A 15,553-nucleotide genomic window follows, 5' to 3' on the forward strand; every position below is an offset into this window, starting at 1 on the left:
TATTAAGTGAAATCATCGTAAAAATTCAAGCTAAGTGAGAAAATAGATTTCCTGGCCGGGAGATCCGGCGTAGCTTGAATCAGATGAGAAACGCTTGATTAAAAAGATAAATTGGCTTTGATGAAATGAAAGGCGGGCCGGTCGATCTTGGCCAGCTGACCTTATTGGTAATTTTTAATGGAATATGCAAAAAGGCTTCCGTGGGCAGCAACGGAAGGCCAAAATCCGTTAGCGACTGGTTGAAATGTGTAGTGCCTTTCGCGACTTCCTTGACCACATAGGTTCCATGATGATAGCAACAGGTGCAATTGCCCGAACGGCAGTCATCATCATTTTCTTTTTCGTTACGGCCATCATCGCCGTCTGTGTGGCGGGTGTCTTGTTTATTTTCGAACTGTGCGGCAACATAGTCCGTCGCGCAATGAAGCAGACAGGCATAAGCGCCCGTTGCCAACAACAGGTAAAATGATATCAGAACTAACGCACAGGTCTTTTTCATTTGCACAGGCGAGCCAGGGGCTAAAGATATTATTAATAAAAATATTTATTATTCCTGCTGCGTTTTTAACACAAAAAAAAACAAATATTTAAAATGCTTTGCTGCATTGCCTTTATTTTTCCATTCGGGCCAGTATGATTTTCATTTGGGCGATCTCCTTTTCCTGGGCGCTGATAATGTCTTGCGAAAGCTTTTTGACCTCGGGGTCCTTTAAATGCGCCTTTTTACTGACCATGATCGCGATCGAATGGTGCGGTATCATTCCCTTCATATATTGCACGTCACCTATACCTGCCTGATGGCGAACACCTGCCAGCGCCAACATAAAAACGGCAATAGCAGAAACGGTAATAATCAGGTTGCGTATTTTATTCTGATACATCATTCGCATCGTCCATAGCATCAACAATGCCATTGCGGAAACCATCAACAAAGTCATATAGAGCCGGGTTGTATTCAGATAAACATGGTCGATCTGATCTACATTGAGATACATGATGCTGTACATTAAAACAAATGATCCCGCTAACATTAAAGCGAATTTTGAATAATTTCCTTTTTTCATGACTGTTAGGTTAAATCAATAAAGTGATAACCTGTGCGAAAAAGGCACAGGTTATCTTGAGGGATTAAGCCGCTGTTGCCATTTTTTCACAGAGTTCCGCACACCGGCCGCATACTTCAGCGCATACCTGGCAATGTTCCATTTCGTGCCTGCTACATTCTTCGGCACAAGCTCTACAAATATCAGCGCATAAGCGACACAGCTGAGCGCTATATTCGCTGCCTAAGCTCATCAGTTCTGCGGCGGACCGGCAAATCGCGGCGCACTCCAGATCAAGCCGGATACACTTCGTCATCATTTTAACATCATCTTCGCTTAAGCAAGATGCCGCACAATAATTGCAAGCGGCGGCACAAGCGACGCAAGCATCCATACATTCCTGAAATTTTTGATGTGACATAATTTACTTGTTTTATTGTTAGAGATTCATTTATCAGACCAGTTTATATAATAGCGTATTAATCAACCCTGCTTTACATTTTCATTTTCATCATCCTCGGGTACAGGCGCAGGAATACTTCGCCTCCCACTGGGTTCTTTCCATAAAGAGAATTTAGCTTACTGTCGGCGGCATAATAGGTAAGCTGACCGCCCGCGGCCAAATTTAACGGCCCCACCCTGAACAGATCGTAATTTAAACCGAGGGTTATCGCATTAATGGGAAAGATGGTATCATCGCCGTAGACAACGGGGTTCAGCACCAGTTCCTCAGTGGTTTTCTGCACAAATTCATAGCGGCCATAGATCGCCAGCTTTTTCAGGCGAACATCCGCTTCCAATAAAGCGGAATTATCCCCTTGCTGGTCGCGCACCTTATTCAGTCCCCACAGCGCCGTGGCATTTATAGTATTTTCGTCCCCCAGGGGCAGGCTGTAAGTAGCCGAGGCAGTGGTGCGGTAAATATTTTCACCGGGGTGAAGTTCTTCCGGACTTTTAATGAAGCCATGGGAAACCTGCAAAGCCCAGTTCGCCGAAGGGTTATAATCTAAACGGCCGCTCCAGGAATCAAATCTGGGCTTGTCAAAATCATAGCGATTCTCATCAGGCTCCCTGCCGGTAAAGGAAGAGGCTTCGATCTTAAAGTCATCAAAGCGAAATCCGACGGTAGCGACCCCGAAAGTGATGTGGGTCGCATCGGACCAGTGATGGCTGATAGGAGCATCGGGGTTGGACATAGCCGAAGGGCGGTGCATAAAAGCGACCGGGCCTAAGGCGGGCTCACCCGGGTAACCCACATAAATACTCAGGTCGGTGTTTTTTGAGAAAGCATAAGCGTAGCTTGCAGAAAGCTCCGAAAAAAGGTCATGCGGGTGCTGATGATCAACCAGGGGCTGGCCTTTCCAGCTTTCCCCGGACTGGAACAGCAATGGGTAACCGCCCCCGCCTTCGGTCAAACGGTCAAGCGACATCATGACGTTGAAATGTAGCAGCCCGTTTTCCCCGATTTTTCGCTGGGCCATGCCCATAAACCAATTGGGAGCATCGAATTTGTCGTCTCCCCGGCTGCCTTTATTTCCCAGATCCTGTTTGGTGTAGCGCAGCGAGATGTTTCCGTGGAGCATATAGTTCCATTTTCCGCTGTTCAGCATGATACCATACATTGGTGAGGCGTCCGGCAGCCAGCTGGTGCCCGAACCGTCGCGCGTCATGGGCAGGTTAAGCGATTGAGAACTGGTCATCATTGGCATGGACATGCCTTTCATTTTCATACCAGACATATCCATACCTGCCATCGCCGTATCCTTCATGCTTTTCATCTTCGGTGACTTCATGGGCATGCCCGCATTCTTATTTTTTGGCTTCTTTGTGGTATCTGGCATTTTCATGCCATCATGCTTCATCGGCATGCTCATTTTTTTGTTTTTTTGAGACTTGGTAGTGTCGCTCATTTTCATGTCCTGGGCCGGTAATGTTGTATGTAGCCCCAACAGAATGATGGTGATTAGCAGTAAATTTTTCATAGGATAATGTTTTAAATTTTATCAATGGGCTTACGTTGCCGCTGTTCAGAAATTTTGAACTGGCTCGGTGTCAGGCCCGTTATCGTTTTAAACTGCGCAGACAAGTGGGCGCTGCTGCTATAGCCCATCGTCCAGGCGATCTCGTTCAGGTTAAGCTCACCGTATTCCAGCAACTCTTTTACTTTTTCTATCTTTTGCTGTATGATGAACTTCTCGATAGTCGTATCTTCCGATTCAGAGAACATACGGCTGAGATAGGTGTAGTCCTTGTGTATCATGTCGGACAGATACTCCGAAAAACTAAGGTGTGTGTCAGCAAGGTCGCTATGATGTACTTTTTCTATGATCAGATCTTTAACACGCTGCACTATCCGCGCTTTTTCATTGTCGATCAGTTCAAATCCGAGCAGCTTTAGGGACGAAGAAATAGCGCTGAGTTGTACCGCATCCGGCTCAGGCTGGACCACGGCGCTGCCGAGCGTGATGGAAACTACCCGGAATCCCGAGTTTTCCAGTTGTTGCTTAACGACCATAATGCAGCGGTCGCAAACCATATTTTTGATATATAATGTCATGTTTGATTCAAGCTAAATGAAATGGCAATAACTTTTAAGGCCGCGAAGATGCGGCTGTGCCTGAATCAGATCAGAAGGGAACGGTTGAAAATAAATAGTGGCTGTACAGTTGCACGCGGTGGCCCTGTCGTATTTAACCAGGAAACCTTAGCCAGGTAAACACCTGCTACGGGTTTGAGCGAGTAATACGGCAAAGGAAAAGTAGCGACCAGCGATGCGTTCAGTTGGAACGCTTCCGCCCCGGACGTATTTTCCTTGATTACATAATTATCGTGCTGGTTACAGCAACTGCAATTTTTTCCTTCACCACAGGAATTTTTATGATCGTGTGTTTTACCTTCTTTAGGGTCCTTATCATGACCGGCGGGCGGCATCGCTTCGTGGTCATGATCGTCCTGGTCGCCGTCCTGATGGGCCACTGATGCCTGCGCCGGACTTCCGAGCAGATATTCGGCGCTGCAATGTACCAGGCAAACGAACATACCTGTTGTCAACAACAGGTAAAACGAAGCCAGACATATTGCACCAAATTTCCTCATTATTGTTACTACACAAAAATGTTACAATTGTTTAAAATTAGGATATTTTCCCGAAAACAGCCAAGCCTGCATGCAAGTACACACAGGCTTAGCTGCAAAAGCCCTTGTTCAGACCGATTCTGCCTGGTAGCCTTTGGTTTGCAAGGCGCTGATCACCTCACCTGCGCTTAATTCCGGTGCGGCAGTTACTGTTAGTATTTTATCCGGGTCAGCTGTATCTACTTCCCATTTTTCCACGCTTTTCAGCGTATCTAAAACAGGTGTAACCGTTGCTATGCAGCCACCGCATTTGATGGTGGTTTTGAATTTTAATGTTTGCATGGTTGATAATATTTAAAAATTAATCTTTGAAAATTTAAGCCGAAGGCTGTTGCTCACCACCGACACCGAACTTAAAGCCATCGCGGCTCCGGCGATCATCGGATTCAGTAAAAAGCCGTTGATCGGATAAAGCACACCGGCCGCGAGGGGTATCCCGATCAGGTTATAAATAAAAGCCCAGAACAGGTTTTGCCGGATAGTGCGGACGGTAAGCCTGGAAAGTTTCAGTGCTTTGGGTATTTGCAGCAGGTCAGATGAAACAAGCGTGATCTTGGCCACATCGATGGCAATATCCGAGCCGTGTCCCATGGCGATCGACAGGTTGGCCTGTGCCAGCGCCTGGCTGTCGTTGATGCCATCACCGACCATGGCCACCGTCTTGCCCTGGGCTTGCAACAATTTGACAAAATTCGATTTATCGGCAGGCATAGCATTAGCAATGATGTGACTATCGCTGATCCCCGCCTGCCGGCCAATATGGATGGCCGTAGCTGCCTGGTCGCCTGTGAGCATATAGACTCCGATACCACCGTTCTTTAACTCCGCGATAGCTTTTGCGGAGTTTGTTTTTACACGGTCCTGCAATGCGACAATCGCCATCACTGTGGCATGCGAGGCAAAGTAGATCACCGTTTTGCCGGTTTGAGAAAGCACAGCTGCGGCCGTCTGCAGTTCCTCTGGCACGGCCGTTTTACAAGATTCCACCAATTTCAGATTACCCGCATAATAGGGCTGACCATTGAACAGGCCTTCCACACCCTGACCGGTTAGGCTATGAAAATAAGCAGATGGGAGGCTATTGACCTGCTGCGCTTTCAGATGCTTTACTACCGCCATGGCCAGGGGATGTTCAGATTGCTGTTCCAGCGACAGCAATACCGCTGCGAGCTTATCTTTTTCGTTAACCGCCTGAGCTGACCATAAAATATCCGTTACAACCGGCTTACCTTCCGTGATGGTCCCGGTCTTGTCAAAGATGACCGCATCGACTTTGTAACCCAGTTCCAGCGCTTCGGCATCTTTGATGAGAATGCCGTTCTCGGCACCTTTACCAATGCCTACCATGACAGCGGTCGGTGTGGCCAGGCCCAAAGCGCAGGGACAGGCGATCACCAGCACGGTTACCATCGCCAAAAGGCCTTGCGTCAGTGCCTGAGCACCTCCCAAAAGAAGCCAGGCCATCAAGGTCATCAATGCGATCACTATGACGACTGGCACAAAGATCCCGGCAATCTTGTCGACCAGCTTTTGAACCGGTGCCTTAGAACCCTGGGCATCCTGTACCAAATTAATGATCTGGCCCAGCAGGGTTTCACTGCCTATCTTTTCAGCAGTAAATTGAAAGCTTCCTTTTTGATTGATCGTCCCGGCGAACACCGGGTCGCCCTTGCTTTTTTCTACCGGTATAGGCTCGCCGCTGATCATGCTCTCATCAACAAAGGAAGTCCCTTGTTCTACCCGGCCATCCACAGCGATCTTTTCACCAGGCCTTACCAGGAGCAAGTCACCGATCTTCACTTCTTCCACCAGGGTAACTTTTTCGCCTCCGGCTGTGATCAATGATACAGTCTTCGGCTGAAGCCCGATGAGTTTTTTAATAGCAGCGGACGTGTTTGATTTTGCGCGTTCCTCCAGCATTTTGCCCAGCATGATAAATAGGATCACTACCGATGCCGCTTCATAATAAACGTGTGGATGCATCCCCCGGCTGTGCCAAAATTCAGGATAAACCGTATTAAATAAGCTGAACAGAAATGCGATTCCTGTACTCATGGCAATCAGCGTGTCCATGTTGGCGCGGCCATGCCGCGCTTGCTTCCATGCGCCGGTAAAAAAGTTTCGGCCTGCGATAAACAGGACGGGGGCAGTCAATGCCAGCATCAAATAGTTGGCATAGGCTTTATCCATGAAAAACATGCCCACAATGACCACAGGCAAGGTGAGCAGGCCCGCCCAAATGATATTGCGTTTAAGTTGCTGATAATGTTTTTGCTGTACCTGCTCCTGTTTCTCTTTGCCGTTTTGCGTGTCTAAAATAAGGTCATAGCCCACCGATCGTACAGCCTGACGCAGACCCTCAGGTTGCACAACCTCTGGGTGAAAAGCGACCTTTACCGATTGCGTAGCATAGTTTACCTCGGCTTTTTCCACGCCGTTTTGCGCACCGATCATCGATTCAACGCTCGCTGCACAACCGGCACAGGTCATCCCGGTTACCGGGAAAGTAAATGTTTCTGTGGATAGTGCTGTCATAATATTGAATTAACAGCACAAAGTTACGCCCGTTGCAGGCCGGGGATTTTACAGGATTCGGGAAAAGATTTATATAATCCTGTAATTCTGACCTATATTGAATTGCGTAGCGCGATGAGGGTAAACGAGTTGTTTTTAAAAACTACGCTGCTGCTGATAGAAGCAGGGCTTTTATAATTTTTGTAATGTTCATTGGTCAGTAGTACGTAATCCACATGATAAGCTGCAAATAAATTTTCAGCAGATTTAGGCTGAGCTGTGGTCAGGTACGAAAGCATCGCGTTTCGGTCATCCTCGCGTTTTTCGAAGCTGATGTACGGGTTGGAAAAGTAGATTTCAATGGAAACCATTTTGACGCCGGTCGCCATGACAGGAAAAAGTGACTGATCATGCCCGCACAACATTACTTTATCCAGCGGGATGTTCTTGCTGATGTAATTATACACCGCTATTTTGTCTGTTTGCCTCTCTTTTACAAGGGCTTGCTGTCGCGGCTCGACAAAATCCTTCCGGGTACTATAGACGGGATAATAAGCCAGTGCGAACAACAAAATACCGGCCACTATTAAATTATCAGGAAAACTGAGCGGAGCTTTAATACCTGTCCTTTTGCTAATATGACCTGATAGCCATTTAATAGCAGCGCTGAACAGGGCGATAAAGCCAAAACCGAAAAAGACCGACTGCGCTGCCTTAAAGTAAAAGAAGTAATGAAAGGCCGGAATAGTGTCAGGAAGGGCAATGTGAAGGATCCGGTTCGCCGCAGGCAACACTGCTTCATAGCAATACATCAGCAGTGTGATGCAGAACCAGCTGAATATAATTTTCCGGATGATCGGATTTTTATAATTCCGGTAAAACCAAACGAAACCAATAAGGGCTATTATTAAGGGAAAAGTGACGTTCAGTTTCAGGAGTTCCAAAGTATCCTTTCTCGCAAATACACCCGGTGCGCATTGCAGGATGGTCCGGTTGACAAAGTGTAGGTGATATTTAACCAGTACAAAATAAAGGAAAGGGAAACTAAAAATGACGAAGGGAACCACGGTGAAAAAACCCTGAAGAAAATAAGTTTTGATAGCGGTAACCTTTCTTTCTTTGACGGCTATTAGGATTTTTTGTCCCTGTAACCACATCAATATCAAGATAACGATAATCGTCGGTGCCGAATGCCCCAGGAAGCTGACGCCAAGGAAGATTCCCAAGAGGATGAACCAAGTCATCTTCTGCGTAGAAAATGCTTTATAGCAAAGAAAAATATTCAGGTAAAAGATAAACTGTACATAACTGTCCGCCAAGGGCCACGGTGAATAGGTCGCCCCTCCCCAACCAGGCAGATCCCCGGTCGCTAAAAAAAGAAATGATGCCAATGCAGCTAAGGCGATCTTGTAATCGAACAGCTTGACCATCATGAAAAAAAAGAATACCGGGCCGAGCAGATTCAGGAAAGCACCGGCCCTTGCCACTACGATATTCACCGGCAGACCGGTAATATAAACGATTGCAGTTTCAGAAAGGTATAACAAAGGATTATACCACATGTATTGTCCTGCAATATTGGGGTCGGAACCAAAACGCCCGTCGAGTGTATTGCTGATGTAGCCAATATCACGGTCAAAATCCGGCTCGAATGCCCAATGCAGGTCGTGAATAGTTTTATAACATTGTATAAAAGCGATCGTCAGCAGGATGATACCGGCAAAAATATATTTAGCATTTTCCTTCAACTGCATAGCGGAATCAATTTAGACGCTGTTTAACGCAATTGAACTTAGATAGTTACATGTTTTATCTAAATCTGGTCAGTGCAAATTTGCAGGCCCCGGTTTTAGATGCTTTTAAACTTAATGCTGTTATCCTGCTCCCAGGCGCAAACTACTTTTCCGTTGGTCAGAATGGCAGACCTCAAGAAAGTGCCGTTTCCGACCAGCTGGGTGATTTTGTTTTTCAGGGAAAATACTTTTAGCGTATCATTTTCCTGATAAGTTATCACACTTGTTGCCCCGCTGCCCGCCATAGCGCAGTTTCTGCCATTGCTCACAAAAACTTCCGGCTGACCCGGCTGACAGTAATAAATCATGCCTTTGCGCTGCCATGTCGTTTGGATAGTATTTGAAGCATTTATAAATAGCCCGCCACCATCCATCGGGCAACCATTCAGCTTCCAGGTATCAAGGCCCAGCTTCTCTGCTCCGGCGAACGTCTTTCCCTGGTTTGACGAACGGGTAACGTAGAGATCGCGCGAGCCATTCAGCCAGTTCCGGAACATGATAGCTACAACGGGGCCCTGTACTGCAATAGTCGGTCTGCAACATTCACAAACATGCTGGTCGGGAGATTGGTATGCCAGCACATTTTTCGACCAATTCTTTTGTGCCGCTTTTAGCGATGAAAAATAGATCTGGTTATGCTTACCGGTTCTTGTATCCAGCCACACCGCGTAAAAATTATCGCTTTTGTCGGCCGCTATGCTCATCAGGCCTTCCGGCGCAGATTCTTTTAAATCATTAACAACACCCATCGCCTGCCATCTGTCAGTCGTGTGATCGAGTTTGAACCAGTGTATATCACCGGCTTTATCCATCGCAGTAATGACAGAATACCGGGCGGAACTCGTCAGTTGAGGCCCGCGGGACATGCCCAAATGCATTCCAGGCACTTTCGCCACTAAAACCGGCTTGGAAAAAGTGCGCCCATGGTCTTTTGAAGTCGCGCAGAATACCTGATCATCCGATCCAAACACGATCCGGACGGTGCCTGCATTGTCTACGCTGACCTGAGGTTGCTGACCTTTCCCGAGACTGTTGCTGTTGATCACGGCATGAGATGACAAAGACAGCGATATTACTAACAGCGTCAATCCAGCTAAAAGCTTTTTCATAAAATTTAAGGTTAACATTGGCAAATTGACCAATAGCAAGAACATATGGTTCTAAAGAACGAAGATACTAACTTCGTTTCATTTCAAATCACGTTAACAATACAGCCAAGGTCCGCAGTCCAGCGAGAATATAAATGAAGATCATATAATTCGATCCGATGGGCTGAGGGTATATCTTTCATCCGTTTTTTGTATATTGATTCGACGATTTGCAGGGACAGACTCGCTAATAACTCGATTTTTCACTTTATGAGACGGTCTGATGATAGCCAGCTTTCCCGGTGGTTATTACGATACGGGCATTAATACGCCTTACGTAGCCTTTAACCCTTAAAAGATCAAAAATATGAAGAACATAAAGTTAAGCATGTTGGCAATCGCATTTGCGCAACTTCCATAATGGGAGATGGTCATGCATCTGTTTAAAAAGTGAAGGCTAACAGGCAACTTGCACAAGCTGCCCCAAAGAAAAGAAATATGCTAAAACAACCTGCGCATATTAGACTATAATTTAACTGCATTTCGGTACAGCAAACGTTTAACCGTTTCGGCCAGTACCTCCAAATCAAAAGGTTTGAGGATCACTTCATCGCAACCGAAATCACTCAGGTCGGAACCTGGTTGGATGTAAGCCGAAAAAATAATAACAGGAATATGTTTTAGAGCGGTGCAGGTTTTCATTTGCTGGCATAGTTCGCCGCCGTTGCCATCGCCCAAACGATAGTCAAGTATAACAAGATCCGGTAGATATTCCTCGGCTATTGCAATTAAACCGTAACCGCTCATCTCAGCCTTAACCTCAAAGCCTTCATAAGCCAGCACTTCTTCAACGATCTGGACGATATCCAAATTGTCATCGACTAACAAGATCTTTTTCATAAAACGCTTTCAGTATGGCGGTAAGCCGAAAAAGCTGAAAGCGATGAATCGTCGTCAGGATGATCAAACCATACCCATGCAAGTTCAGGATAACTTTTTGGAATTCCTAATACTTGCAATACTGAAGTCTTAGCCTTTGTTTATCGTTCAGGGAATTGCGGAGTCCCACTAAAGAGAGAAAACAGTTTCATTAAAAGAGATTATTTACACTTATTTTCAAAAAATCTTCACTCTCCGTTCCTCAATTACACGTGATTGCCGCCATGGTTATAAAAGGGAAACCTACCATGAACAAAGCGGAATTAAAAACACTGTTTGCTAAATATAATGACGGCACTGCCACTGAAGAAGAACGCGCTTTGCTGGAAGCCTGGTACCTTCAATATAATGAAAAGGAAGCTTATCAATTAAACGGGAAAAGTATCAAAGCCGCCAAAGCCGAAATATTCCGGCGCTTACCCGGCAATCAGGGGCAATTCTTTAATATCGGCATCCGGCTGGCCGCGGCAGCCATCCTTATCGGCATCCTATTCACCGTAACCATGCTATTCTTTGTCAACCGCAATCCCGGAAAAGCCTCACAACTGGCGAACGACCTGCCGCCAGGAACTAATAAGGCTGTATTAACCCTCGCCAACGGCCGGCATTTAAATCTATCCGATGCGACCAACGGCCGGTTGTACCAGCAGCAAGGCATAAAGATCGTCAAGGCGCAATCCGGGCAGGTAGTATTTGATTATTCGGGTAATCAAGCGACAGCTGAGCAAAATACAATCACTACCCCTAACGGCGGACAATGGCAGATCAAATTACCAGACGGTTCACAGGTCTGGCTGAACGCCGCATCCTCCCTTACGTTTCCCACTTCCTTTAGTCATGGGATAAACCGTATTGTCAAGCTTAGCGGCGAAGGCTATTTCGAGGTTGCCAAAGATGCCGAACATCCATTCATCGTGATCTCAGGTGACCAGCGTGTCGAAGTATTAGGCACCCATTTCAACATCAGCAGCTATGCGGATGAACCATCGATAAAAACCACCTTGCTGGAAGGCCGTGTAAAAGTCAGCCTATTAGGAAACGTTACTCCAATGTTCTTAAAGCCTGGTGAACAATCAGTAGCGAACGGCCATCAGCTTGATGTTAAGCCGGTTGATACCGAAGAAGCGCTGGCGTGGAGAAACGGTTATTTCCAATTTGATGATGAAACGGTCAGCAGCATTATGCGCAAGCTATCCCGGTGGTACGATGTCGACGTAAGATATGAAGGCAATATTTCAGACGAAGGCCTGAACGGCCGGGTGTCTCGGAATAAAAATATCAGCCAGGTGATCAAAGCACTGGAGGCTACTCAAACTGTCCATTTCAGATTGGAGGGAAGGAGGATCACCGTCATGAAGTAAGAAAGGATCAGTATAGTTAATTAAAGCCAGGGTGCCGGCTGTAACCGGTACCCCTGACTTATATAGGCGATCAATAATTATAAACTATTAACCAACACGGCTGCCCACATCTCGAAAATGAATGGAGCCGGTTAAACCCATGTATTACAAATGTATAAGTTTTACCCTAAAAGTAAAGCACGTATTCCCCTGCGCGCTATCCAAGGCTTACGTATAATGAAGACTATAGTAATTTTAACCATCTTCACTATACTCCAGGCCAGCGCTTTTACCAAAGCGCAAAATGTTACGCTTTCCGAAAAGAATGCGTCGTTGAAGAAAGTATTCCTCGATATCAATAAGCAAACCGGCTATGATTTCCTCGCTTCGAACAGTGTATTGAAAGCAGCAAAACCGGTTAACATTGATGTTAAAAACCAGCCTTTAAAAACCGTATTAGATAACATCTTTACCGACCAACCCCTGCAGTACGTTCTGCAAGAAAAGATGGTGATAGTTTCCCACAAACCTGAAGCTAATTCTGCAGGAACGAAAACGGTTGTCACTCCGGTAACAATAAGCGGAAAAGTCATTGATTCCCTTGGATCACCTTTACCAGGAGCCACTTTAAGAAACTTATCAGATGGTGTAACACAAACGGCCAATGCTGCCGGCGAGTTTACATTACAAGCAAATATCGGCGATCAAATTCAGGTCACATTTATCGGCTACAGCGCTTATACTTTCACCGCAACGGAGAACAATACAACCTTGCTTATTAAGCTATTCCCAATTGCTTCAAAATTGAATGAAGTAAGCGTGATTTCAACAGGGTATCAGCTCATTCCAAAAGAGCGCTCAACAGGAAGCTTCACCCAGGTAGATAATAATTTACTTAACAGGTCGACTTCCACCGCCATTTTGGATAGGCTTAATGGCGTTACAAGCGGACTTATCTTTAATAACAATAACGCACATCAGTTCGGACAAGCAAATATCGAAATTAGAGGAAGAGCAACTATTTTTTCAAACGCAAACCCGCTTATCATAATTGATAATTTTCCGTATGATGGCGATTTATCAAATATAAATCCCAACGATGTTGAGAATATCTCTATACTTAAAGATGCTGCAGCAGCTTCAGCCTGGGGTTCACGTAGCGGTAATGGTGTCATTGTTATAACAACAAAGAAAGGCCGGCTTAACCGCCCGACTACAGTAAGTTTTAATGCAACAACCACCATAGGCGAAAGGCCTGACCTTTTTTATACTCCCCAACTTAGTTCAGAAGATTATATTAACGTACAGCAGTTTCTTTTTAGAAAAGGCGCTTTTAATTCAATTAATAATAATGGCTACTCTGCTATACCACCTGCAGTTCAAATATTTTATGCAAAGAAAAATGGCACTATCTCTGCAGCAGATTCTTTGCAACAAATAAACGCCTTAAAGGGGCTCGACGTAAGAGATCAAATCCGCAAATATTATTACAGGCCATCTGTCAACCAGCAATATCTGACCAGTATAAGTGGGGGAAGTTCTACTCAAAAATTTTACTTATCAGCCGGTTATGATAAAAACCTCAATAATTTAGTAAACAGTGATTATTCCAGGGTAACCGTTAACGCAGCTAACACTTACTATTTTTTAGCGAACAGACTTGAACTATTTTCCAGTCTAACTTATACGAGCAGCAAAACAAATAATGGCCAATTGTATAGTCCTACTTACCCATACCTGCAAATTGCTGATTCAAATGGGCAGCCATTGCCAATTGCCAATACGCTTAGAATCTCCTATGCCTCAACCGCTGGTAACGGAAAGTTACTGAATTGGCTGTATGAGCCATTAGATGAGTTGCGTAATAATTACAGCAATACAATTAACAATCAGAATGACATCCGACTCAATTTCTCCCTTTCCTTTAAAGTATTGCCAAGTCTAAAGGCATCTCTACTTTATTCTTATGAAAGGGGACAGTCTGCCATTAATAACTTAAATGAATTGCAATCTTTTTATGCCCGCAATCTGATAAACACCTATGCCCAGCTAAATACATCAACAGGAGACATAACAAACCCAATTCCAATCGGTGGAATATTGAATACCAGTCAAACAGACATTCATTCGAATGATGGCAGGTTTCAATTAAGTTATGAGAAAGAGTGGGGCAAACACGCGTTAAACGCAATCGCAGGAACTGAAATTGATAACTATAATAATTTTAACAATTCGAATGCCTTATATGGCTATAATCCTGAAACCTCTACCAATCTCAACTCATCATTGAATTTTGTCAGTTTATACAAATATTTCTACAATTCGACTACGGCAAGGATCAGTCCCAACGCCTCGCAGTTGGGGATCACCAACAGGTTTGTCTCCGAGTTTTTCAATGGTTCCTATATTTATGATGAAAGATATATTGCTTCATTAAGCGGTCGACGGGATGAATCGAATTTATTTGGCGTTTCTGAAAATCAAAAAGGAATACCGCTTTGGAGTGCCGGATTAGCATGGATTATAGATAAGGAGTCTTTTTACAAAGCTGAATGGTTGCCCAAATTGAAAATCAGGGCGACTTATGGATATACTGGTAATGTCAATACCAGCGTATCCGCCTATCTAACCGCCGTCCAGGGAAAGGCAGCAACGCTTTACAATGCCCCATATAGCCAAATCGTTAATCCCCCAAATCCTTCGTTACGCTGGGAAAAAGACCGGAACATTGACCTTGGAGTCGATTTCAGTTTAAAAAATGATCGGATTTTCGGAAGCATCGATTACTATCAAAAGAAGGGGGAAGACTTAATTGGAAGCAGTCCCACCGCTCCTCAAACCGGGGTTTCCTTATTCACAGGAAATTCAGCCAATACCAAAACAAAGGGCCTGGATATACAAATCAATACCATCAACCTAACAGGCCCTTTAATCTGGAAAACAACTTTATTATTGAGTCATGTCAAGAGTATTGTTACTAAGTATGATGTAAGTAATGGGACCAATCTAAATGTTGTTTCTTCAAACTATAATAATCCGCTTCCAGGGTTTCCCTATTATGCCATATTTAGTTTTAAATATGCGGGACTTAATAGTACCGGTGATCCCCAGGGATTTCTCAATGGTAAAATCAGCACGGATTACAGTTCCATTATGAACTCGACTGACCGGACCCAATTAGTGTACAAGGGATCGGCATCTCCAACTTATTTTGGCAGTATCAGAAATACGTTTGCGTTTAAAGAATTCGATCTCTCGTTGAATGTAGTCTACAAGCTGGGATATTATTTTCGGCGAAATTCTTTAAATAATAATTCTCTCTATTCCAATGCCGGGGGGCTTAGCAGTTATCAGCAGGCAGATTATAATAAGCGGTGGCAAAATCCAGGCGACGAGCTTGTTACAAATGTGCCGTCATTGATCTACCCTGCCAATGCGTCCAGAACAAATTTATATACGTATTCTGACGCCCTGGTGGAACGTGGGGATCATATCCGGATTCAAGATCTTCGATTGGGTTATACGGTAAAGCTGCACTCCAACAGCGCAGTTAAAAGCATTAACCTATTCACTTACCTAAATAATATCGGAATTCTTTGGAGAGCCAATAAAGAGCGGATTGATCCTGATTATCCTACCGGAACCCCACTTCCAAGAACTCTCTCAATCGGGTTAAAAACAGATTTATAATTAATACTCAA

At 44.8% G+C, this 15,553-nt stretch carries 13 protein-coding genes; 2 read left to right on the top strand and 11 right to left on the bottom strand.

Annotated features, from left to right (window positions below; genetic code table 11):
- Positions 1 to 79: 79 nt before the first annotated feature.
- The 11 genes from BMX50_RS06970 to BMX50_RS07020 form a co-directional block, all read right to left on the bottom strand.
- Positions 80 to 499 (bottom strand): HYC_CC_PP family protein, encoded by a 420-nt coding sequence (locus BMX50_RS06970; RefSeq protein ID WP_091209541.1) that lies wholly within the window; start codon positions 497 to 499, stop codon positions 80 to 82.
- 112 nt (positions 500 to 611) lie between these two features.
- Positions 612 to 1,064 (bottom strand): DUF305 domain-containing protein, encoded by a 453-nt coding sequence (locus tag BMX50_RS06975; RefSeq protein ID WP_091209542.1) that lies wholly within the window; start codon positions 1,062 to 1,064, stop codon positions 612 to 614.
- Between the two features lie 64 nt (positions 1,065 to 1,128).
- Positions 1,129 to 1,464 carry a four-helix bundle copper-binding protein gene (locus tag BMX50_RS35115; RefSeq protein WP_091209544.1) on the bottom strand — a complete coding sequence of 112 codons (336 nt, stop codon included), beginning with the start codon at positions 1,462 to 1,464 and terminating at the stop codon, positions 1,129 to 1,131.
- A 73-nt stretch (positions 1,465 to 1,537) separates the two neighbouring features.
- On the bottom strand, positions 1,538 to 3,025 hold the full coding sequence (locus tag BMX50_RS06985) for a TonB-dependent receptor (RefSeq protein ID WP_091209545.1): 1,488 nt from the start codon (positions 3,023 to 3,025) through the stop codon (positions 1,538 to 1,540).
- A gap of 11 nt (positions 3,026 to 3,036) precedes the next feature.
- The gene (locus tag BMX50_RS06990; RefSeq protein WP_091209547.1) at positions 3,037 to 3,600 is read right to left on the bottom strand and encodes a helix-turn-helix domain-containing protein; all 564 of its coding nucleotides are present in this window, start codon (positions 3,598 to 3,600) and stop codon (positions 3,037 to 3,039) included.
- 65 nt (positions 3,601 to 3,665) lie between these two features.
- A complete protein-coding gene (locus BMX50_RS06995; RefSeq protein WP_091209549.1) occupies positions 3,666 to 4,139 on the bottom strand; it encodes an HYC_CC_PP family protein in 474 nt (157 codons plus the stop codon).
- Between the two features lie 108 nt (positions 4,140 to 4,247).
- Positions 4,248 to 4,460: a heavy-metal-associated domain-containing protein gene (locus BMX50_RS07000; protein WP_091209551.1), complete on the bottom strand. Its 213-nt coding sequence runs from the start codon at positions 4,458 to 4,460 to the stop codon at positions 4,248 to 4,250.
- 12 nt (positions 4,461 to 4,472) lie between these two features.
- The gene (locus BMX50_RS07005; protein WP_091209553.1) at positions 4,473 to 6,713 is read right to left on the bottom strand and encodes a heavy metal translocating P-type ATPase; all 2,241 of its coding nucleotides are present in this window, start codon (positions 6,711 to 6,713) and stop codon (positions 4,473 to 4,475) included.
- Between the two features lie 92 nt (positions 6,714 to 6,805).
- Positions 6,806 to 8,446 carry a dolichyl-phosphate-mannose--protein mannosyltransferase gene (locus BMX50_RS07010; RefSeq protein ID WP_091209555.1) on the bottom strand — a complete coding sequence of 547 codons (1,641 nt, stop codon included), beginning with the start codon at positions 8,444 to 8,446 and terminating at the stop codon, positions 6,806 to 6,808.
- Between the two features lie 95 nt (positions 8,447 to 8,541).
- A complete protein-coding gene (locus BMX50_RS07015) occupies positions 8,542 to 9,546 on the bottom strand; it encodes a hypothetical protein (protein WP_167667835.1) in 1,005 nt (334 codons plus the stop codon).
- A gap of 552 nt (positions 9,547 to 10,098) precedes the next feature.
- Entirely contained in the window at positions 10,099 to 10,473 is a 375-nt protein-coding gene (locus tag BMX50_RS07020) for a response regulator transcription factor (protein ID WP_091209560.1), read from the bottom strand.
- Between the two features lie 287 nt (positions 10,474 to 10,760).
- Here BMX50_RS07020 and BMX50_RS07025 point away from each other — a divergent pair, with 287 nt between their 5' ends.
- Together BMX50_RS07025 and BMX50_RS07030 are read left to right on the top strand one after the other, a co-directional pair.
- Complete coding sequence (locus BMX50_RS07025) at positions 10,761 to 11,873, top strand: FecR family protein (protein WP_167667836.1); 1,113 nt, start codon at positions 10,761 to 10,763, stop codon at positions 11,871 to 11,873.
- A 150-nt stretch (positions 11,874 to 12,023) separates the two neighbouring features.
- A complete protein-coding gene (locus BMX50_RS07030; protein WP_091209564.1) occupies positions 12,024 to 15,542 on the top strand; it encodes a SusC/RagA family TonB-linked outer membrane protein in 3,519 nt (1,172 codons plus the stop codon).
- Positions 15,543 to 15,553: the final 11 nt, after the last annotated feature.

The sequence above is a fragment of the Mucilaginibacter gossypiicola genome, from assembly GCF_900110105.1.
In the GTDB taxonomy this organism is placed as follows: domain Bacteria; phylum Bacteroidota; class Bacteroidia; order Sphingobacteriales; family Sphingobacteriaceae; genus Mucilaginibacter; species Mucilaginibacter gossypiicola.